We start from the raw sequence: 19,402 nt of genomic DNA on the forward strand, positions 1-19,402 counted from the left end.
GAAGCCCACGGATCAGCCGGTCACGGGATAGACCGGCTGGGCGTCGGCAAAGTCGCGCGGGAAGATCACCTTGATGTCGTTGTTCTGCACCTGGGTGTTCACCGGCGCGCCGGCCTGGTTCTGACCGTTGACGAAGCGCGTCGGGCCATAAGGCATGATGTGCTTCGTGAAGGCGCCGTCCGTCGCCGCCAACGCCTGGATCAGCGCCGCGCGGTCCGCCCGGCCGGCGCGTTCAAGCGCATCGGCGACCAGCATCACCGCCGAGTAGTTCATCGGCGTGTTGTAGAGCCAGAAACGGTTCTGCGCCTCGACCTGCCGGCGCAGCTCGGCCGTCTTCGGCTTGCGTGGGTCGGGCCAGTGGTTGCAGTCCATGACCAGGTTGGCCGCATCGGGGAATTCCCGCACGAAGCGGTAGTTCGACGCCGCCCCGTTCAGCACGCAGTAGATACCCTTCGGCCGGATGCGCTGCTGCTGCATGGTGCGCGCGAGCAGCACGAACTCCGCGTAGTAGGAGGACGGGATCACCAGATCCGGCCGCAGCGAGCGGATGCGCAGCGCGACATTGTTCATGTCGCGCGCCGGGGTCGGGTGGGCGATGGTCTCCAGCACCTCGAAGCCGCGCTTGGGCAGTTCCGCGTTCAGCAGCCGCGCCATGCCGGAGCCGAACAGCCCGTCCTCGTGCACAATGACCACCGTGCGGGACGGCTTGCCCGCCGCGTCGTTCAGAGCGACCAGGTTGTCGAGCGCCGCATTGGTGACAACGCCGAAGCCCGGCCCGAAGCGGAAGGTGTTCGCCAGGCCGCGCGAGACGATCTGGTCCGACACGCCGACATCGACGACGTAGGGCAGGTCGTAGCGCGAGGCCGCCTGGGAGGCGGCAAGGCAGATCGGGCTGGCGAAGCCGCCGACGATGGCGACGACGCCCTCGGCCTGCATCTTCTCGACCTCGGACACGCCGCCCTCGGGGTTCGAGCGGGCGTCGCCGAAGACCATCTCGATCCGGGCGCCGCCGAGGGCACGGATGCCGCCCCCGGCGTTGATCTCGTTGATCGCGAGCTCGGCGCCGAGGCGGCCGTATTCGCCGTCCTGCGACAGCGCGCCCGTCACCGGCTGCAGGATCCCGAGCTTCACGGCCGGCGCCTGGGCGCGCGGCAGGGCCGGGGCCGCGAGCACACCGGCGGCGCCGAGCACCAGGCTGCGGCGCGCCACCTCGAACTTCGCCATCATTCTGCTCCCTGTCGGCCCGCCGGCGGAACGCGCGGGCCCTGCACCATTACTGGCCCCGGTCCCGCGGCTGCGCAAGGCGCCCTCAGGCGTCGCCGAGCACCCGGAAGGCGTGGCGCTCGAGGAAATCGAGCCGCGCGACGAGGTCGTTCGGCCGGCAGACCATGACGGAGGTCACCCCCAGCCCGACCTTGCGCGTATCCGGCTTTCGCCGCGTGCCGATGCCCGATCCGACGCCGCCGTCGATCTCGACGATCACCTCCGCGGCGGGCGAGGCCACGTCGGCCAGGCAGGTGAAGCGGGTCGCCGGTTCGACCGCGAAGCGCCGGAAGGGTGGCGGCGTGGTGCCCGCGCCATAGGCACGCAGGCCGACCTTCGCCTCCTGCCCCGGCGCGACGCAGCCGAGGTAGAGCCGCAGCGGCCCATCCGCCGCGCCCGCCGGCAGGGCCAGGCGCAATCGCGCCACGCCGGGCCGGGTCCAGACGCCCCAGGGCTCGAGCGGATACCAGTTCAGCCCGTCGCGCAGCATGTCCGCGACCGCCTTGGCGCGCGAGGGCTGGCCGCCGCCGATCAGGCGCAGGGCATGGGTCGTCCCGGCCTCGACGGTCAGGCGGGGACCTGTCGGGGCCTCCCCGCCCCGCGCGGCCTCCCGCATCATCTGGTCGGCGATCTCGGACCAGGAGCGCAGGCGCGTCGTCGCGGCGAGGGCCGCCTCCCGCCGCGTGCGTTCCTCGGTGTCGAAGATCATCTGCTCCAGCCGCGCGCCCAGGTCCGGCTCGCTGCCCGGCTCGAAATAGACGGCGGCCTCGCCGCCCGCCTCGACCAGGGAGGTGTTCCGCGCGACGACCGGAACCTTGCCGAAGGACAGGCTCTCGGTGACCGGCAGGCCCCAGCCCTCGTAATGGCTGTTCGTGACGGTGAAGAGCGCGTGGCGATAGAGCGTTGCCAGCACCGTGTCGGGGATGCCATGCGCGATCGACACGCGATCCTGCAGCGCCGGCGAGTTCTTCCACAGCGTCATCGCCGCATCCGCGAGCCAGCCGGCCTTGCCGATGCAGACCAGACGCGGCACCCGCGCCGCGCCGTGCTTGCGGATCAGCGCCAGCCAGGCGTTGAACAGCATCAGGTGGTTCTTGCGGCTCTCGATGGTGCCGACGCACAGCACGAAGGGCTCGCCCTGCTCCGGCAGGTCGGGCCGCGCCGGCCAGGCATCCGCGGCCGAGGCGCCGAGATCCCGCTTCAGGTCGGCATCCAGCCGCATGACGGCGACGTCGAAGGGCAGTCCTGGCAGCGCCGCACCCGCGATGCGCCGGGCATCGCCCGCCGACCACTCGGAATTGGCGATCGCCTGGTCGGACATCGCGACCATGCCGGAAAACCACTGCGCGAATTCCTCGACGAGGCCCGGCGCGCAATGTTCCGGCGTCATCAGCGGGATGCAGTCATGGATCATCGGCACGTAGCGCACGCCATAGACCCGCGCGACGTGACGCACATGCAGGAAGTAGTCCTTGATCCACCAGGAGGTGCCGAGGTTCACCAGCCGCGCCCCCGGCGCGAAGGCGAAGTCGGGCCCGGTGGTCAGGGCCTTGCGAAGGGCAACCAGCGCCTCCTGCCAGTCGGCCGCGCGCGGATCCCCGCCGCTGCGCGACAGGCGCCAGAGGGTAAGGAAAAGGTCCCGCCCGATCTCACGCCAGGTCCCGCCAGCCGGATCGAAGGCAACGGCCGCGGTGGCCACGCCCTCGATCGGATCGAGCAGCGCGCGCGCCGTCACGTTCAGCTGCACGCGCTGGATGCCCGTCGGCGTGCGGTTGTCGGCGAGGTAGGCGACGAGGTCGGAGGTGTCGAAGACCACCTGCAGCGTCTGGCCCGGCACGCGTTCGCCCCGTGTCACGGGGGCCGCGAACTGCGCGAGGGCCGAGGCCTCCCGCGCCGCCTCCTCATGCGTCGGGTCGATCTCGAGCGCGCGGGCATAGGCGCGCCAGGCCTGGGCAGCGTCACCCGTCAGCTTCAGCGCATGGCCGATCTGGAGGTGGATGTCCGCATGGCCCGGCGCGAGGGCCTCGGCGGCGCGGTAGGCGACCAGCGCCTCGGCCGGATCGCCCGATTCCTTCAGGCAGTGGCCGAGCTGGACCTGGGCCCGCCAGTCGGACGGTTCGGCCGCGAGATGGGCGCGATAGGCCAGGATCGCGGCATCCCACATCCTGAGGTCGCGCAGGCGATCCGCCTGCTGCAGGCGGTCGCCCGCCATCGCCCCCTGCTCGTCACGATCCATGCCGGTCCAGTCCCCCGATCGGCCGGGGCTGCCGGCCCCCGCCTCAGCCCCAGTTCACGCCGACCTTTGTATAGGCCTCCCGCAGCCGTGTCTGGTAGCGATCCGGGGAGAAGAGCGAGGCCTGCCCCGGCCCGGCCTGGGAGAGCCGCCCCCGCAGGTCCTGGTCCCGGTCCAGCGAGCGGATGGCCTCGACCATCGCCCGGACGTCATAGGGGTCGACCTGGATCGCGGCATCACCGACGACCTCGGGCATCGAGGAGGTGTTCGACGTCATCACCGGCGTACCGAGCAGCATCGCCTCCAGCGCCGGCAGGCCGAAGCCTTCATACAGTGAGGGGAAGAGCACCGCCTTGGCGCCGCGGATCAGGCTGACCAGCAGCGGGAACGGCGCGTAGTCGATGTGGCGGACGCGATGCCGCGTCTCGGTGATGCCGTTGCGCGTCAGCAGGTAGCGGATGTGCTCGTTGTCCGAGAGCAGGCGCAGTTCCTGGCGCGACTTCCACGCCTTCTTGCCCACGATCACCAGCGGGTCCTCGACGCCCGAGGCGAGGTAGGCCTCGATCATCCGGCCGACGTTCTTCTTGGGCTCGATGGCGCCGAAGAACAGGAAGTAGCGCTTGTGCTCCAGGCCGAAGGTGCCCTCGATCTCGGTGCGCACCTCCTCGACCGGCTTCTCGGCGTATTTCTTCGGGATCTCGACCGCCTGGTAGGTGTTTGACACGCGCTCCTCGGGCACGCCGAGCAGGTTCACGATGTCCCGCTTCGACGCCTCGCTGACCGTGAAGATGTGGTCGGCGCGCCGCGAGAGCTGCCGCACCAGCCGGTAATAGCCGCGCTTGTTGTCGAGCGTGGTGTAGGGCAGCCGCAGCGGCACCAGGTCGTGCATGGTGTAGACGTTGCGCGCGCCGGTGATCTTCAGCGCCAGCGGATAGGTCCAGTGCATGATGTCCGGCGGGCTGCGGAAGTGCACGTTCATGCGGTTGCGATAGACGTTGAAGTGCAGGCGCTGCGCGTCGAACAGGTTCTGCACGTTCCAGACATGATCGAAATGCGGCAGGCGGGATCGGTAGGTCTCGCGCACCACGCGGCCGGTGATGGGCACCTGCGTCGCGATCTCGCCGAAGGGGGTGCTGAGCAGCCGCCGCGTCGTGTGCAACGCCTGGACCCATTTGGACGGGCGGCCGACACGCGGGTCGAAGAAGGCGATCTCCCGGATCAGCGGGTTCATGCTGACCGTCGACGCCTTGGTGCCGTACAGCACGCCGACCTCGGCGCCGAGGTCACGCAGCGCGAAGCTCAGGTTCCGGGCGTAGGTGGCGACGCCGGTCCCCTGTTCGAGCGCAAGGTTGTAGCCATCGATGAAGATGCGTGGGGCACGCTTGGCGGGCATTCGCGACGAGTCCGTTTTGGAAGGCCGGGCCTGACCTCGGGGCCCCAGTATCACTACCAAGGGTTGATGAAGCGTCACCCGACCCTGAAGGCAGGGTCGAGGATCGTCAAGAAATCCCTTCCCGGGGTGCCGGCCCGCACGGCACCCCGGAGCGCCCGCTCAGTCGAGGAACTCGGGCGAGACGAGCTTCGGCAGGAACAGCACCACATCCGGCCATAGGATGACGAGCATCAGCACGCCGAGCATCGGCAGCAGCATGATCATCGTGTCCTTCAGCGCATCCGCCATGCGCATCCCCGCCACATGGCAGGCGATCATCAGGCAGAGGCCGTAGGGCGGCGTGACCAGCCCGAAGGCCAGGCTGACGATGCCGATCATGGCGAAATGCACCGGGTCCATCCCGACCCCCGCCGCGAGCGGCTGCAGGATCGACCCCACGATGATGATCGCCGGGATGGCATCGAGGAAGCAGCCCACCACGAGGAAGACGCCGGCGATGAAGAAGCCCGTCGCCGCCCGGCCCATGCCCCAGGAGGACACGCCGGCGAGGATCGCCTCGGGGATGTTGTAGTAGGCGAGCAGCCAGCCGAAGCAGGACGCCGTGCCGACGCAGAACAGCGCGACGGCGGCGAGGCGCCCGGTCTCGCCCAGGGCCTCCCACAACTGCTTCAGCCCCATCTCGCGGTAGTAGAGCAGCGACAGCGCGCCGGCGTAGAGCACGGCGATGCAGGCGCTCTCGGTCGCGGTGAACCAGCCAAAGACCTTGCCGCCGATGATGATCGCCGGCGTCATCAGCGCCGGGATGGATACAAAGGTCGCGCCGATCACCTCGCGGAAGGTCGCCCGCTCATAGGTCGGGTAGCCCCGCATCTTCGCGTAGATGTGGACGGTCGCCATCTGCACCAGGCCGATCAGCAGCCCGGGCACGATGCCGGCGAGGAACAGCGCGCCGATCGAGACGGTCAGCACGCCGCCCCAGACGATCATCAGGATCGAGGGCGGGATGATGACCGCGAGCACCGCCGAGACGGCCGTGATCGCGACCGAGAAGCTGTCGTCGTAGCCCTCCTTCCGCTGGGCATCGATGAAGATCTTGGACTGCGAGGCCGCATCAGCGGTCGAGGAGCCCGAGATGCCCGCGAAGAAGATCGACAGCACCACGTTGATCTGCGCGAGGCTGCCCGGGAAATGCCCGACCAGCGCGCGCGACAGCCGCATCAGGCGGTCGGTGATGCCGCCGACGTTCATCAGGTTCGCCGTCAGCAGGAAGAAGGGCACGGCGAGGAGGATGAACGAGTTGTAGGCGTTGAAGGTCTCCTGCATCAGCACCATCGGCCCGAGGCGCGGTTCGAGCATCAGCACCGGCAGGCAGGCGAGGCCGAGTGCCACCGCCACCGGCACGCGCAGCGCCAGCAGCGTGAAGAATCCGCCGAACAGGAACCAGGCCGCCTGGCCGGCGGACAGGACATTGCCGCCCATCAGGCGCCCTCCCCATGGATCAGCACGCGCAGGTCGTCGGCGAACTTCTCGCCGCCGAAGATCAGCCAGGAAAAGCCGAGGATCGGCCAGGGCAGGTGGATCAGCCACAGCGGCAGTTCCGCGAGCTCGCTGATGCGGAACCAGGCGAAGTCGACGAACTCGATGCCGAACCACAGGAAGACCGCGCCGAAGATCAGCACGAAGATCCCCGAGAGGAGGTCCATGAAGGCCCGGAACCGCCCAGTCAGCTGCGGCCAGAGGTCGACGATGAAGTGGATTCCTTCCTTCTGGCCGACGATGGCGCCGATCATCACGGTGTAGACGAGGAGGAAGCGCGCCATCTCCTCGGTCCAGATGTAGTGCGGCAGCAGGCTGGTCTGGCGCGAGACCACCTGCAGCGTCACCGGCAGGACCAGGATCAGGACGGAAATCGCAAGCAGTGCCGAGAGCAGCCGGCCATAGATGTCGGCGGCCCGCCGCACCAGGCCGCGCAGGCCGGGCTCAGGCATGGATGGCTCCGGAATGGAATGGGAGAGGCGGCCGGCGGGATCCCGCCGGCCGCACAAGGATCACGAGGAGATTGCGTTGATGCGGGTGTAGATCGACTCCGCATCCACCTCGCGCGCATAGGCTGCCATCACCGGGTCGACCGCGCGCTTGAGCGCGGGGCCGTCGGTGAAGGGGATGCGGCGCAGGCGCCCCGCCTGCTCGAGGGCGGCGATCTTCTGCCCGTCCTCGCTGCTCTCGGCCTGGCGGCCGAAGGTGCCGGCCTCGCGGCCCGCGCGGCGGATCGCCTCCTGCAGCCCGGCGGGCAGGCGCGACAGCGACTGGGCCGAGAAGCAGAGCGGCCGGATGGTGATCGCGTGCTGCGTCGTGATGAGGTTCGGCGCCACTTCGTAGAAGCGCATCGCCTCGACGCCCGCGGCCTCGTTCTCGCCGGCCTCGATGACGTTGTTCTGGATGGCGTTGTAGACCTCGTTGTAGGCGATGACCGAGGGCGACATGCCGGCTGCCTGGAAGCTGCGCGACCAGATCGGCGCACCCTGCACGCGGATCTTGAGGCCGCGGATCTCGGCCATGTTCGACGCGCGCTTGTTCGCGAAAATGTTGCGCACGCCGCCGCCGGCATAGCCGATCAGGATCACGCGGGCGCGGCGCTCGACCTCCTGCGCGACCGGGGCGAAGAGGTCCTGGTCGAGCACCTGGTTCCAATGCGCGAGGTCGCGGAACAGGAAGGGTGCGTCGACGAAGGGCGCCGCGCGGCTGAAGGTCGACATGTGGGCGGGCGAGACGATCGCGTAGTCCACAGCGCCACGTCCGGCCGACATGTACTCGAAATACTGCTTCTCGAGACCCAGGCTCGAGTTCTTGTGCATGACGAAATTCACCGGCTGGGCGGTGTAGTACTGCTTCACCAGTTCCTCGAACCGCGTCATGGTGCGGTTGAAGACGTGGTCGTCATTGAACTGGGAAGCGCCGTTCAGCGTGATGGCCTGCTGTGCCCGCGCGACATGCGGCGACGACAGCAGCGATGCCCCGGCAGCGAGGCCACCAAGCAGCGTCCTGCGATTCATGGACAATCTCTCCCTTTTCAGGCCGGCTTCGTGACGGCTCTGGTGCGACTATAGGGGCGGAAACATCGCGGTGGGAACTGCCCGGTTACTGCCTCTTTCCCAGGCAGCGGGCTTGGCGGAGACTGGGCTCCTCGTCGGAGGATTTGGCATGAACCATCTGAACCTGGCCGGGCGCGTGGCCATCGTGACGGGCGGCGCCCGCGGTATCGGGCTTGCCATCGCGCGGCGCGCGGCGGAATCCGGCGCAGCCGTGGCGATCTGGGACATCGACCGCGTGGCGGCCGAATCCGCCGCCGCGACGCTGGAGCGCGCCTCGGCCCATGTGCTGGACCTGACGGACGAGGCCGCGATCGGCGCCGCCCTCGCCGCGACCTATGCGGCCTATGGCCGCGTCGACATCCTCGTGAACAACGCGGGCATCACCGGCGGCAATGCGCCGTCCTGGGAGTTGCCGACAGCGGAGTGGAAGCGCGTGGTCGAGGTGAACCTCATCGCGCCCTACATGGTCACCCGCGCCGTCGTGCCTCGGATGATCGATGCGGGCTACGGGCGCGTGGTGAACATCGCCTCGATCGCCGGCAAGGAAGGCAATCCGAACGCCTCCCACTACAGCGCGTCGAAGGCGGGGCTGATCGGCTTCACCAAGTCGCTCGGCAAGGAACTCGCGAAGACCGGCGTGCTCGCCAACTGCATCACGCCGGCCGCCGCCGAGACCGACATCTTCCACCAGATGACGCCCGAGCAGATCGCCTGGATGCGGTCCAAGATCCCGATGGACCGCTTCGTGAAGGTCGAGGAGATCGCCGCGCTGGCCTGCTGGCTGGCCTCGGAGGATTGCTCCTTCTCGACCGGCGCGGTGTTCGACATCTCGGGCGGCCGCGCCGTCTACTGAACCTCCTGCAGGATCGGCAGGAGGTATTCGGCAAACAGCGGGGGGTTCTCGGTGAAGGGGAAGTGGCCGATCCCGTTCATGCGGGTGAAGCGCGCCCCCTTGATCTTCGCCGCCGTCGCCTCCGACATCTCGGCCGTGCAGGAATAGTCGTACTCGCCCGTCAGCATGAAGAGCGGGCAGCGCGACGTGTCGATGCGGTGCACGCGGTCGCGCGCATCCCATTCGCCCGAATAGAAGCCGATGTCGCGATCGAAGGTGGCGTAGCCGCCCTGGGAATAGTGCCACCAGATCGCGGCGGCGGGTTCGGCCGGGCTCTGCGGCGCCATCAGCCCATGGATCCATTCGGGCACGAAGATCGCCTGGTTGATGCGCGGATCGTCCGCCCAGCGGCTGCGCCGGCCAGCGACGTGGTCGCAGGCCTCACAGGCGATGATGGCCGAGAAGGCCTCCGGGTGGCGCAGTGCGACCTCGAGGCATATCTCGCCGGACATCGACGCGCCGAGCAGCACCGGCTTCTTCAGCCCCGCCGCCTTCACCACGCCCATGATGATCTCGACATAGCGGTCGGTCGTCAGGCGCCAGGCGCCGGGCACCTCGGCCGGCGGCGGGCTCTTGCCGTGCCATGGCATGTCGAAGGACGTGATGCGCCAGTCCTTCACGATGCGCTGGTCGGCCATCAGCCCATGCGCCTGCCGGCCGTCGGCGCCCGCGGTGTGCAGCACCAGCAGGTCCCTGCCCTGCCCCGCCTGTTCCGCGTAGATCCGCCAGGTGCGGCCATCAGCGGCGACGTTCAGGTAGCGCCCCGTCACGTCAGGATCCGGCTGCGCCGGCAGCGCCGGCCGTGGGAAGGCCGGCACCGGGCCCTTGCCGCCGAGAACCAGCCATCGACCGATCTCGAGCACCCGGCGCGCCAGGTGGCAGTGGCGGAGGAAGTCCATCTCCTCCCCGGTGATGGCGAAGCCGGGGACGCGGTGGCGCATCGCGAAGATCGCGTGATGGTGCCGCGGCGGGATGGGCTCGAGGTGCTTCGCCCAGATCTCCGGCGTGGCCTCGAGCGCGAAGGTCGCGGGGCCCGCCGTGCCGCCGAAGCCGAACTCCGCGCGCTGCTCGCCGCTGACGATCGCGAAACGCGTCACCGCCCCCTGGCGCCATTCGCCGAGGACCGCGTCCTCCGCGCAGGCCGCCTGCCAGCGGGCCACGAAGCCGTCCCACGCATTGCCCTGCGGCCAGCCTGCCATCCGATCCTCCTGGCGTTTCCCTCGGCCAAGGATGTCAGCGCGGTTCCGCCCCGGCAACCGGCGTTGCCAGCCCCGCCCTCCTTGCGCAGAGTGCGCGCGACATCGACAGGCATGAGGAAACGCCGATGAGCTCCCCCACCAAGATCGCCGTCGTCACCGGCGCCGGCACCGGCGTCGGCCGCGCGGCTGCCCTCGCCCTGCTCGGCGGCGGATGGACCGTGGTGCTGACCGGCCGCCGGAAGGAAGCGCTGGAGGAAACCATCGCCATGGCCGGCGACGCCGCCCCGCGTGCCGTCGCGATCCCCGCCGACGTCGCCGACCCGGCGGCCGTCGACGCGCTGTTCGGCGCGGTGAAGCAGAAGTTCGGGCGGCTCGACCTGCTGTTCAACAATGCCGGCCAGAACGTGCCCGGCACGGCCTTCGAGGACCTGACCTACGCCGACTGGTCCCGCGTGGTCGCGGTGAACCTCACGGGGTCCTTCCTCTGCGCCCAGGCCGCATTCCGCATCATGAAGGACCAGACGCCGCAGGGCGGGCGCATCATCAACAACGGATCCATCAGCGCGCACACGCCGCGCCCGGACAGCGCGCCCTATACGGCGACCAAGCACGCCATCACGGGCCTGACCAAGTCGGTGATGCTCGATGGCCGCAAGTACGACATCTGCGCCGGGCAGATCGACATCGGCAACGCCGCGACGCCGATGACCGCGCGCATGGCGAAGGGCGTGAAGCAGGCGGACGGCAGCGTCGCGGTCGAGCCGACCATGGATGTGAACCATGTCGGCCAGGCGATCCTGCACATGGCGAACCTGCCGCTGGAATCGAACATCTTCACGCTCACGATCAAGGCGACGAAGATGCCGTTCGAAGGGCGCGGCTGACACAAGGCAAGGTCGGGGGAGGAGAACCTCCCCCGAACCCCCTCCCTTCTTTGGATACTGGGCGCGCCGTTAGATTTCGCCGCGCTCCGCGAGCAGGCGCCTCACCTCGTTCTTCGGCACCTTGCCGTAGCCGGACCGCGGCAAGGCATCCCACAGCACCACCTTCGACGGCCATTTGTAGCGGCCCAGCCGCCCGTCGAGATGCGCCATGACGGCAGCGGGATCGATCGCGGCACCTTCCGCGGGCACCAGCACCGCCACGCCCGTCTCGCCCCATTTCTCGTGCGGCACACCGACGACGCAGGCCTCGGCGACGCCAGGGAAGGTCAGAAGCACCTCCTCCACCTCGCGCGGATACACGTTCGACCCGCCCGAGATGTACATGTCCGACTGCCGCCCGGTGATGGTCAGGAATCCCCGCGCATCGAGATGCCCGAGGTCGCCGGTGTGGAACCATCCGCCCGCAAAGGCCTTCTCGTTCGCCGCCGGGTTCTGGAAGTAGCCGGCCATCACCGCCGGGCCGCGGATGCAGATCTCCCCGGTCTCGTTCGCCGGCAGGCGGCGGTTCTCGCCATCCAGGATCGCGATCTCGATTCCCGTGCGCGGATAACCGCATGATCCGATCGGGAAGGCGGGATCATCCTCGATGCTGTGCCACTCCGGCGGGAGGACGGTGATGTTCCCCGTCACCTCGCCGAGGCCGAAATACTGCACCAGGCACGGCCCGAGCTTGCGCAGCGCGTGCTTCTGGTCCTCCCGGTACATCGGCGCGCCGGCATAGATGACATGCCGCAGCGAGGAATGATCGTGCGCATCCACGCTCGCGTCGCGGCAGAGCGCGTTCAGGATCGTCGGCACCGTGAACATGTTGCTGACGCGGTGCTTCTCCACGAGGCGCCAGGCCTCGGGCACGTCCAGCCGTTCCCCCGGCATCAGCACCGACACCGCCCCGCGCGCGACCTGCGCCATCGCGTGGATCCCCGCCCCGTGCGACAGCGGCGCCACGACCAGCGAGGCATCGTGGTGGCTCAGCCCCGGCATCAGATCCGCGATGTGGTTCACCACCACGAAGGCGAGTTGCCCATGTGTCAGCGTCCCGCCCTTGGGGCGCCCCGTGGTGCCGGAGGTGTAGAACAGCCAGGCCGGGTGGTCGCGGTCGACATCGGCGGTCTCCGTGACCGGCGCGGCGCGGCCTTCCTCGACAAGGTCGTCCCAGGACAATCCGCCCCCCTGCCCGATCGCGACCTCCAGGATGCAGGCGGCGTTCTCCGCCTTCGCCGCCGCGCGGTGCTCGGGAAAGCCGGTGTCGACGATGTGCGCGCGGCAGCCCGCATTGGCGGCGAGGAAGGCCGCCTCCGGCGGGCTCAGGCGGAAATTGGTCGGCACCCAGACGGCGCCGATCAGCCAGCAGGCCCAGCAGGATTCGAAGATGGCGTTGCCGTTGCGGGCATGGACCATGACCCGGTCGCCATGGCCGATGCCGCGGGCCCGCAACGCCCCGGCCGCGGCCTGCACGCGCTCCGCGATCCGCGCCCAGGACCAGCTGGCATCCCGCCAGACCAGCCCCGGCCGGTCGGGCAGCCGCCGCGCCGTCTGCAGCAGCAGGCCTGCGAGGTTCGAGGTCGGGATCATGCGACGGTCCTCCGTTGCCACCCGTCTGCACCGGGCGGGATGGACGGGCAAGCGCGGGACGGCTTGCCCGCGGGGCCCCTGCCGGGCCAGTCTTGTTGCGAAGCGCCGGAACGGCGCGCCGACGCCATGGCCGTCAGGGAGATAACGCCAGATGACCGAGTCACGCATGGGCGCCTCGCGCCGTTCGCTGCTGCTGGGCGCTGCCGGGGCCGGGCTCGCCCTGCCCTACGCCGCGCGGGCGCAGCAGTACCGTCCCGAATACAAGCTCTCGGTCGTCGGCAACCGCCCGATCCCCTTCGCCGAGGGCGCCTTCCAATGGGCCGAGCTGGTGACCCAGCGTTCCGGCGGGCGCATCAACGTGAAGGTCTATCCCGGCAGCCAGCTGGTCGGCGGCGACCAGACGCGCGAGCTGGTCGCAATGCGCCAGGGCGTGATCGACTTCTCGGTCTTCAGCACCATCAACATCGCCCCGCAGGTGCGCGAGGTCGGGCTGTTCCAGCTCCCCTTCCTGATGCCCGACCACAAGGCCTTCGACGCGCTGATCCGCGGCGAGGTCGGCCGCGACATCTTCGGCGTGATGGAACGGCGCGAGGTGGTGCCCCTCGCCTGGGGCGAGAACGGTTTCCGCGAGATCTCGAACTCCAAGCACGCGATCCGCACGCCGGCCGACATGCGCGGCCTCAAGATCCGCTTCGCCGCCGGCGCCATCTTCACCGACATCTACCAGGCGCTGGGCGCCAATCCGGTGCAGATGTCCTTCGCCGACCTGCAGCCGGCCCTGTCCACCGGCGCGGTCGACGGGCAGGAGAACCCGATCAACCTCTTCCTCGCCTTCCGCATGGACACGCTGGCGCAGAAGCACCTCACGGTGTGGAACTACGTCAACGACCCGCTGATCTTCTGCCTCTCGCGTACCGTCTGGAATTCCTTCAACGACGCCGACAAGCAGCTGGTCCGCGAATGCGCCGAGGAAGCCGGGCGCAACCAGATCGCGCTGACGCGCCGTGGCCTCGGGCTCGATGGCGGGGATGACGCCTCCATCCGCGAACTGCGCACCCGCGGCGTCGAGGTCACCGCCCTGACCGCCGCGGAGAAGGCCGCCTTCGCGCAGGCGACGCGTCCGGTCTACGACAAGTGGGCCCAGACCGTGGGCGCCGATCTCGTCCGCAAGGCCGAGGCCGCCATCCGCGCCGCGTCGGCCTGAGGTGAGCGCCGAGGCCGATCCGACCGCGGAGCGGATCAACCCGCGCACGCGGGTGCCGCTCCGCATCGAGGAAGTGCTGGTTGCCGCCGCCATGGGGGCGATGGTGCTGATCACCTCCGCCAACGTGGTGACGCGCTACCTGACCAACGTTTCGCTCGCCTTCACCGAGGAATACTCGGTGGCGCTGATGGTGGTCGTGGCGTTGCTCGGCACCGCCATCGCCACGGCGACGGGGCGTCACATCCGGATCGGGGTCCTGGTCGACGGGCGGTCGCCGCGCGCCCGCCGCGTGGCGGAAGGGATCGCGATGGTGCTCACCATCATCTGCTTCGCCCTGCTGGCCTGGTACGGAACGCTGCTCGCCTACGACGAGTATCGCTTCGAGGTGCTGTCGAACGGGCTCGGACATCCGAACTGGCTCTACACCGGCTGGTTGCCGCTGCTGTCGGTCGTGGTCATGGCCCGCGCGGCGGGGCGCCTGATACGCCTGCTGCACGGCGAAGAGGGCTGAGACCGTGATCGGCGTCGTCCTCTTCGCGATCTTCACCATCCTCCTGCTCGGCGGGGTGCCGATCGCGGTCGCCCTCGGACTTGCCGGCGCAACCGCGATCGCGCTGGCGGACCAGTCCATGTTCGCCATGCCGACCAACGTCTACGCCGGCATCGCGAAGTATCCGCTGATGGCGATCCCGATGTTCGTCCTGGTCGGCAGCGTCTTCGACCGGACGGGCGTCGCGTTGCGGCTGGTGCGCTTCGCAACGGCACTTGTCGGTGCCGGGCGCGGCGCGCTGGCCTCGGTCGCCGTGCTGGTGGCGATGGTGATCGGCGGCATCTCGGGCTCGGGGCCGGCCACCTCGGCCGCGGTCGGCCAAGTGGTGACGCGCTCCATGGTGAAGGACGGTTATCCCCGCCCCTTCATCGCCGCGACGGTCGGCGCGGCGGCGGCGACGGACATCCTGATCCCGCCCTCCATCGCCTTCATTATCTATGCCGTGCTGGTGCCCGGCGTTTCCGTGCCGGCGATCTTCATGGCGGGCATGTTCCCCGGCATCCTCGCCGGCTTCGCCATCATCGTGCCCATCGTCATCATCTCCATGCTGAAGGATTTCGGCGGCAAGGCGCGCAGCGACGAACGCCTGCGCGTCTGGCAGACCTTCAAGGAGGCGATCTGGGGCCTGATGGCCCCGGTCGTGATCCTGGGCGCCATGCGCTCGGGTTTCGTGACGCCGACCGAGGCAGCCGTCCTCGCCGTGGCCTATGGCTTGTTCGTCGGCTTCGTCATCTACCGCAGCCTCACGCTGCGCGACTGCTACGAGATGCTGGTCGAGGCCGGGGAACTATCGGCCGTTATCCTGATCGTGGTGTCGCTGGCGAGCGTCTTCGCCTGGTCGACCGCCACGCTCGGCATCGTCCAGCCGATCGCCGCCTGGATCGTCGGTCTGGGGCTAGGCGAATACGGCACCATCGCGCTGCTGATGCTGGTGCTGATCGTTATCGGGATGTTCCTCGACGGCGTCTCGACCTTCCTGATCCTGCTGCCGGTGCTGATTCCGATCGCCAACAGCTTCCACTGGGACCTGACCTGGTTCGGCGTCATCCTGACCATGAAGATCGCGATCGGTCAGTTCACCCCGCCCATGGCGGTGAACCTGATGGTCTCCTGCCGAATCGCGGGGGTGGGGATGGAAAGCACCATCCCCTGGGTGGTGTGGATGATCCTCGCGATGTTCGTCGCCCTCGCCCTCGTCGTGGGCTTCCCGGGCATCGCGCTATGGCTGCCGCACGCGATGGGGCTCAGCTAGCGCGGAGCCCCAGTTCGCGCACGGTGCGCTTCTCCTCCTCGTTCTGCGTCATCGCCGCGGTCGCATAGTCCTCGGTGTTGAGGTAGCGCACCGGCATGTCGAAGCGCGCGATGGTCGCGAGGTGCGCAGGGTCGTAGAGCGCCTCCTTGAAGGCATCGTGCAGCACGCGGACCACACTCGGGTCCATGCCGCGCGGGCCGGCGATGCCGTAGGTGCTCTCCCCCAGCACGTCGAAGCCGGCATCGCGGAAGGTCGGGACGTTGGGGAAGCGCGCGGCGCGCTCGCTCATCCACACGCCGATCGGCCGCACGCGGCCTTCCAGTGCCATGTCGGCCCAGGCGCTGGTCTCGGCGGAAAAGTGGATGTCGCCCGCCAGCAGCGCCTGCAGGTTCGGCGCCGCCCCGCGGAAGGGCACCGCCACCCAGTCGATCCCGGCCAACCGCGCGAGGCGCGTCATCTGCACATCGGTCGTGTTGGCGCCCGGCGTGCCGTAGCTCAGCTTGCCGGGGTTGGCCCGCGCATAGGCGACGAGGTCCTGCATCGAATGCCATGGCGCATCGGGCCGCACCACGACGCCGCCCATGTAGCCAACCAATCGGATGATCCAGGAGAAGTCCCGCGTCGGATCCCATTGCGGGCGATCCGTCATCGCCGGCATGCGGAAGACGCCGTTCGGCATCTGCCCGAGGGTGTAGCCGTCCGGCCGCGCTTCCTTCGCCATGTGCAGCGCGCCGAGCGTCCCCGAGGCCCCCGGCCGGTTCTCGACGATGACGGGCTGCCCCAGTCGCCGCGAGGCCTGGTCGCAGACCGATCGCATCTGGATGTCCGTCGCCCCGCCCGGCGTCCAGGGCACGAGCATGCGGATCGGCCGGTCGGGATAGCGCCCCTGCTGCGCGAGGGACGGGCGGCTCAAAAGCGACGCGCCGCCGGCCAGCAGGATGGCACGACGGCGCGACATCGACGCCTGGGGCATGCGCTTCCTCCGGAACTCTTCTTGTCCGGAAAGGCTAGCATGCGCCGGGCAAGGACCGGGGAGGGAAATCTCCCCGGCCCGGGGCGGCCCTCAGCCCTGCGGCTGCGGCACGATCCGGATATAGGGCTTCGGCTCCTTCCAGCCGGCCGGGAAGAGCTTCTTCGCGTCCTCGTTGTTGACCGAGCCCGCGATGATCACGTCCTGCCCGTGCTTCCAGTTCGCCGGCGTCGCCACCTTGTGCTTCGCGGTGAGTTGCAGGCTGTCGAGCAGGCGCAGCACCTCGTCGAAGTTGCGCCCGGCGGTCATCGGGTAGGCGAGGTAGGCCTTCACCTGCTTGTCCGGCCCGATGAAGACGACGACGCGCACCGTCTGGTTGGTCGCGGCCGTACGGCCCTCCGAGGTGGTGCCCGCATCAGCCGGCAGCATGCCGTAGAGCTTCGACACCTCGAGCGTCGGGTCGCCGATCATCGGGTAGGTCACGGCATGGCCGGTGACCTCGGCGATGTCGCCTTCCCAGCGCTTGTGGCTGTCGACCGGGTCGACGCTGAGGCCGATGATCTTCGTGTTGCGCTTGTCGAACTCCGGCTTCAGCCCGGCCATGGTGCCGAGCTCGGTCGTGCAGACCGGGGTGAAGTCCTTCGGATGGCTGAACAGGATCGCCCAGCCGTTGCCGATCCACTCATGGAAGCGGATGCGTCCCTGCGTGGTGTCGGCTTCGAAATCCGGGGCCGTCTGGCCGATGGCGATGGTCATTGCGCACTCCCTCTGTGTCGCGTGCGGCGGCGGACGGCACCACGCGACGACGTTCCGCTCAAGTGAAATGTTACGCATGTCTAAAGTTGCTTGCGCGGAGAACGCGCTTCTCCCGTTCCCTCGCAGCGCGCCAAGGCCGTTCACGCCCCCACGGCGGCAACGCGCCGGATCGCATCGGCCACGCGCGCCGGCGACAGACGGATGGAGTCCTCTAGAGGCGGGCTGAAGGGGACCGGGGCGCGCGGCGAGCCAAGGCGCTCCACCGCGCGCAGCCCGCCCGGTCCCAGAGCCTCCACGACGCGCGCGACGACCTCGGCTCCGAAGCCGGAGACGGTCACGGCCTCATGCACCACCAGCAGCCGGCCGGTGCGCCGGGCGGAGGCGATCACCGCCGCCTCGTCCCAGGGCCACAGGCTGCGAAGGTCGAAGACGTCGCAGGCGATGCCGCTCTCGCGCGCCGCCTGCTCGACGACCGGCACCATGGCCGACCAGGTCACCACCGTCAGCGCATCGCCCTGGGCGGCGTGGCGCGCGACGCCGAAGGGGATCGGCGCGATCTCCTCCATCACCTCGCCTTCGGCGGTCCAGAGGTTCTTCGGTTCCATCAGCACCACGGGATCGTCCGACCGGACCGCGGATTTCAGCAGCCCTGCCGCATCCGCCGGCGTGCCGGGTGCCGCGACCACCAAGCCGGGGATATGCGTCAGCCAGGCCTCCAGGCACTGGCTGTGCTGCGCCGCCGAGTTCCGCCACATCCCCTGCGGCATCCGCACCACCAGCGCCGCGCGCCCCTGGCCGCCGAACATGTAGCGGACCTTGGCGATCTGGCTGACGAGCTCGTCCATGGCGCAAAGGGTGAAGTCCGCGATTCGCATCTCCACCACCGGTCGCGTGCCGCACAGCGCGGCACCAAGGCCGGCGCCCATGATGGTGCTCTCGCTGATCGGGGTGGAGACGATGCGATCGGTGCCGAACTCCTCGGCCAGGCCCTTGTATTGGCCGAAGATGCCGCCCTGGACGAGGTCCTCACCGAGCGCCCAGACCAGCGGGTCGCGGCGCATCTCCTCGGCGAGCGCACGACGCGCCGCCTCGGCGAAGGTCATGCGCGTCATGCCGGCGCCCCCGCATCCTGGACGTCGGTGAAGGCAGCACCGGGATCGGGCCAGGGCGCGGCCATGGCCGCAGCGCGGTGCCCGGCCATCTCGGCCGCCGCCTCGGCCTCGACGGCGGCAACCTCCTCCGGGTCGAGCAGCGCGGCCAGCCGGCGGATGCAGTCGCGCCCGCGCGCCGCCGCGGCTTCCTCAGCCGGGCGATAACCCGCCGCGTCGGTGCCCGTGTGACCTTCCCAGCGATAGCATTTCGCGTGCAGGAACTGCGGGCCGCCGCCGCCGCGGATGCGCGCAACGAGTTCCGCCGCCACTGCGTCGACCGACAGCACATCCTCGCCGTCCACGGCCGTGGCCGGCACGCCGCATGCCTCGGCGCGCACGGCCGGCCCGCCGCCCGCCGTCACCGCGCTGTTGCGCGTGAAGGCCGCGAATCCGTTGTCCTCGCAGACGAACAGCACCGGCAGGCGATACAGCGCCGCCCAGTTCATCCCCTCGAGGAACGGTCCGCGGTTCACCGCCCCATCGCCGAAGAAGCACGCCACGATCGCGTCCTCCTTCGTCAGCCGGATGGCCTGCGCAGCGCCGCAAGCGATCGGGATGCCCGCGCCCACTACGCCATTCGCACCCAACATTCCCACCGCGAAATCCGCGATGTGCATCGACCCGCCCTTGCCGCCGCAGGACCCGCCCGCGCGGCCGTGCAGTTCCAGCATCATCGCCCGCGCATCCGCGCCCTTGGCGATGGCGTGCCCATGCCCGCGATGCGTGGAGGTGATGCGATCCGCACGCCGCAGGTTCGCGCAGACGCCGACCGCGACACCTTCCTGCCCGATCGAGGGATGCACCACGCCCGGCGCCTCCCCGGACCTCATCGCGGCGACGGCCTCGCGCTCGAAGGCGCGGATGCGCGCCATGTCGCGCAGCATCGCGACCCGCCGCGCCGTCTCGTTGGACGCGCTGGACATCCGGTCCC

17 protein-coding genes are annotated in these 19,402 nt (G+C 69.4%); 5 read left to right on the plus strand and 12 right to left on the minus strand.

Annotated elements, in window-relative coordinates:
* Nucleotides 1-12 precede the first annotated feature (12 nt).
* From GWK15_RS02445 to GWK15_RS02470, 6 genes are all read right to left on the minus strand, one after another.
* Nucleotides 13-1,224, minus strand: coding sequence for an ABC transporter substrate-binding protein (locus tag GWK15_RS02445; protein WP_168038707.1), 1,212 nt, complete (start codon nucleotides 1,222-1,224; stop codon nucleotides 13-15).
* A gap of 85 nt (nucleotides 1,225-1,309) precedes the next feature.
* Nucleotides 1,310-3,499, minus strand: coding sequence for a glycosyltransferase family 4 protein (locus GWK15_RS02450; protein ID WP_168038709.1), 2,190 nt, complete (start codon nucleotides 3,497-3,499; stop codon nucleotides 1,310-1,312).
* A 43-nt stretch (nucleotides 3,500-3,542) separates the two neighbouring features.
* Nucleotides 3,543-4,889 (minus strand): glycosyltransferase family 4 protein, encoded by a 1,347-nt coding sequence (locus GWK15_RS02455; protein ID WP_168038711.1) that lies wholly within the window; start codon nucleotides 4,887-4,889, stop codon nucleotides 3,543-3,545.
* 159 nt (nucleotides 4,890-5,048) lie between these two features.
* Nucleotides 5,049-6,368: a TRAP transporter large permease gene (locus GWK15_RS02460; protein WP_168038713.1), complete on the minus strand. Its 1,320-nt coding sequence runs from the start codon at nucleotides 6,366-6,368 to the stop codon at nucleotides 5,049-5,051.
* Nucleotides 6,368-6,877 (minus strand): TRAP transporter small permease, encoded by a 510-nt coding sequence (locus GWK15_RS02465; RefSeq protein ID WP_168038715.1) that lies wholly within the window; start codon nucleotides 6,875-6,877, stop codon nucleotides 6,368-6,370. Before GWK15_RS02465 ends, GWK15_RS02460 begins: the two co-directional genes overlap by 1 nt.
* A 60-nt stretch (nucleotides 6,878-6,937) precedes the next feature.
* Complete coding sequence (locus GWK15_RS02470) at nucleotides 6,938-7,942, minus strand: TRAP transporter substrate-binding protein (protein WP_168038717.1); 1,005 nt, start codon at nucleotides 7,940-7,942, stop codon at nucleotides 6,938-6,940.
* Between the two features lie 148 nt (nucleotides 7,943-8,090).
* Here GWK15_RS02470 and GWK15_RS02475 point away from each other — a divergent pair, with 148 nt between their 5' ends.
* Nucleotides 8,091-8,834, plus strand: coding sequence for an SDR family NAD(P)-dependent oxidoreductase (locus GWK15_RS02475; protein ID WP_168038719.1), 744 nt, complete (start codon nucleotides 8,091-8,093; stop codon nucleotides 8,832-8,834).
* Here GWK15_RS02475 and GWK15_RS02480 read toward each other — a convergent pair.
* Nucleotides 8,828-10,072, minus strand: coding sequence for an alpha/beta fold hydrolase (locus GWK15_RS02480; RefSeq protein ID WP_168038721.1), 1,245 nt, complete (start codon nucleotides 10,070-10,072; stop codon nucleotides 8,828-8,830). The two genes, GWK15_RS02475 and GWK15_RS02480, sit on opposite strands and share 7 nt — an antisense overlap.
* 125 nt (nucleotides 10,073-10,197) lie before the next feature.
* Here GWK15_RS02480 and GWK15_RS02485 point away from each other — a divergent pair, with 125 nt between their 5' ends.
* Complete coding sequence (locus tag GWK15_RS02485) at nucleotides 10,198-10,956, plus strand: SDR family oxidoreductase (RefSeq protein WP_168038723.1); 759 nt, start codon at nucleotides 10,198-10,200, stop codon at nucleotides 10,954-10,956.
* A gap of 69 nt (nucleotides 10,957-11,025) precedes the next feature.
* On the opposite strand, the gene GWK15_RS02490 is transcribed toward GWK15_RS02485, so the two are convergent.
* Complete coding sequence (locus tag GWK15_RS02490) at nucleotides 11,026-12,588, minus strand: acyl-CoA synthetase (RefSeq protein WP_168038725.1); 1,563 nt, start codon at nucleotides 12,586-12,588, stop codon at nucleotides 11,026-11,028.
* 151 nt (nucleotides 12,589-12,739) lie between these two features.
* On the opposite strand from GWK15_RS02490, the gene GWK15_RS02495 reads away from it, so the two are divergent.
* From GWK15_RS02495 to GWK15_RS02505, 3 genes are read left to right on the plus strand one after another with little or no spacing between them, the layout of a single operon-like run.
* A complete protein-coding gene (locus GWK15_RS02495; protein ID WP_245211384.1) occupies nucleotides 12,740-13,792 on the plus strand; it encodes a DctP family TRAP transporter solute-binding subunit in 1,053 nt (350 codons plus the stop codon).
* 1 nt (nucleotide 13,793) lies between these two features.
* A complete protein-coding gene (locus tag GWK15_RS02500) occupies nucleotides 13,794-14,303 on the plus strand; it encodes a TRAP transporter small permease (RefSeq protein WP_338147177.1) in 510 nt (169 codons plus the stop codon).
* Nucleotides 14,304-14,307: 4 nt separating this feature from the next.
* Nucleotides 14,308-15,594, plus strand: coding sequence for a TRAP transporter large permease subunit (locus GWK15_RS02505; protein ID WP_168038727.1), 1,287 nt, complete (start codon nucleotides 14,308-14,310; stop codon nucleotides 15,592-15,594).
* Here the strand turns inward: GWK15_RS02505 and GWK15_RS02510 are convergent.
* The 4 genes from GWK15_RS02510 to GWK15_RS02525 form a co-directional block, all read right to left on the minus strand.
* On the minus strand, nucleotides 15,587-16,567 hold the full coding sequence (locus GWK15_RS02510) for a tripartite tricarboxylate transporter substrate binding protein (RefSeq protein WP_245211385.1): 981 nt from the start codon (nucleotides 16,565-16,567) through the stop codon (nucleotides 15,587-15,589). The two genes, GWK15_RS02505 and GWK15_RS02510, sit on opposite strands and share 8 nt — an antisense overlap.
* Nucleotides 16,568-16,657: 90 nt before the next feature.
* On the minus strand, nucleotides 16,658-17,320 hold the full coding sequence (locus GWK15_RS02515; RefSeq protein ID WP_168038729.1) for a peroxiredoxin: 663 nt from the start codon (nucleotides 17,318-17,320) through the stop codon (nucleotides 16,658-16,660).
* A 140-nt stretch (nucleotides 17,321-17,460) separates the two neighbouring features.
* On the minus strand, nucleotides 17,461-18,432 hold the full coding sequence (locus GWK15_RS02520) for an alpha-ketoacid dehydrogenase subunit beta (RefSeq protein ID WP_168038731.1): 972 nt from the start codon (nucleotides 18,430-18,432) through the stop codon (nucleotides 17,461-17,463).
* Entirely contained in the window at nucleotides 18,429-19,394 is a 966-nt protein-coding gene (locus tag GWK15_RS02525) for a thiamine pyrophosphate-dependent dehydrogenase E1 component subunit alpha (RefSeq protein WP_168038733.1), read from the minus strand. Before GWK15_RS02525 ends, GWK15_RS02520 begins: the two co-directional genes overlap by 4 nt.
* Nucleotides 19,395-19,402: the final 8 nt, after the last annotated feature.

The organism is Neoroseomonas oryzicola (assembly GCF_012163135.1).
Taxonomy (GTDB): Bacteria; Pseudomonadota; Alphaproteobacteria; order Acetobacterales; family Acetobacteraceae; genus Neoroseomonas; species Neoroseomonas oryzicola.

Coding starts and splice junctions, on each gene's coding strand:
- GWK15_RS02445 (WP_168038707.1), bottom strand. CDS start 1,224: ATGGCGAAGTTCGAGGTGGCGCGCCGCAGCCTGGTGCTCGGCGCCGCC.
- GWK15_RS02450 (WP_168038709.1), bottom strand. CDS start 3,499: ATGGATCGTGACGAGCAGGGGGCGATGGCGGGCGACCGCCTGCAGCAG.
- GWK15_RS02455 (WP_168038711.1), bottom strand. CDS start 4,889: ATGCCCGCCAAGCGTGCCCCACGCATCTTCATCGATGGCTACAACCTT.
- GWK15_RS02460 (WP_168038713.1), bottom strand. CDS start 6,368: ATGGGCGGCAATGTCCTGTCCGCCGGCCAGGCGGCCTGGTTCCTGTTC.
- GWK15_RS02465 (WP_168038715.1), bottom strand. CDS start 6,877: ATGCCTGAGCCCGGCCTGCGCGGCCTGGTGCGGCGGGCCGCCGACATC.
- GWK15_RS02470 (WP_168038717.1), bottom strand. CDS start 7,942: ATGAATCGCAGGACGCTGCTTGGTGGCCTCGCTGCCGGGGCATCGCTG.
- GWK15_RS02475 (WP_168038719.1), top strand. CDS start 8,091: ATGAACCATCTGAACCTGGCCGGGCGCGTGGCCATCGTGACGGGCGGC.
- GWK15_RS02480 (WP_168038721.1), bottom strand. CDS start 10,072: ATGGCAGGCTGGCCGCAGGGCAATGCGTGGGACGGCTTCGTGGCCCGC.
- GWK15_RS02485 (WP_168038723.1), top strand. CDS start 10,198: ATGAGCTCCCCCACCAAGATCGCCGTCGTCACCGGCGCCGGCACCGGC.
- GWK15_RS02490 (WP_168038725.1), bottom strand. CDS start 12,588: ATGATCCCGACCTCGAACCTCGCAGGCCTGCTGCTGCAGACGGCGCGG.
- GWK15_RS02495 (WP_245211384.1), top strand. CDS start 12,740: ATGACCGAGTCACGCATGGGCGCCTCGCGCCGTTCGCTGCTGCTGGGC.
- GWK15_RS02510 (WP_245211385.1), bottom strand. CDS start 16,567: ATGCCCCAGGCGTCGATGTCGCGCCGTCGTGCCATCCTGCTGGCCGGC.
- GWK15_RS02515 (WP_168038729.1), bottom strand. CDS start 17,320: ATGACCATCGCCATCGGCCAGACGGCCCCGGATTTCGAAGCCGACACC.
- GWK15_RS02520 (WP_168038731.1), bottom strand. CDS start 18,432: ATGACGCGCATGACCTTCGCCGAGGCGGCGCGTCGTGCGCTCGCCGAG.
- GWK15_RS02525 (WP_168038733.1), bottom strand. CDS start 19,394: ATGTCCAGCGCGTCCAACGAGACGGCGCGGCGGGTCGCGATGCTGCGC.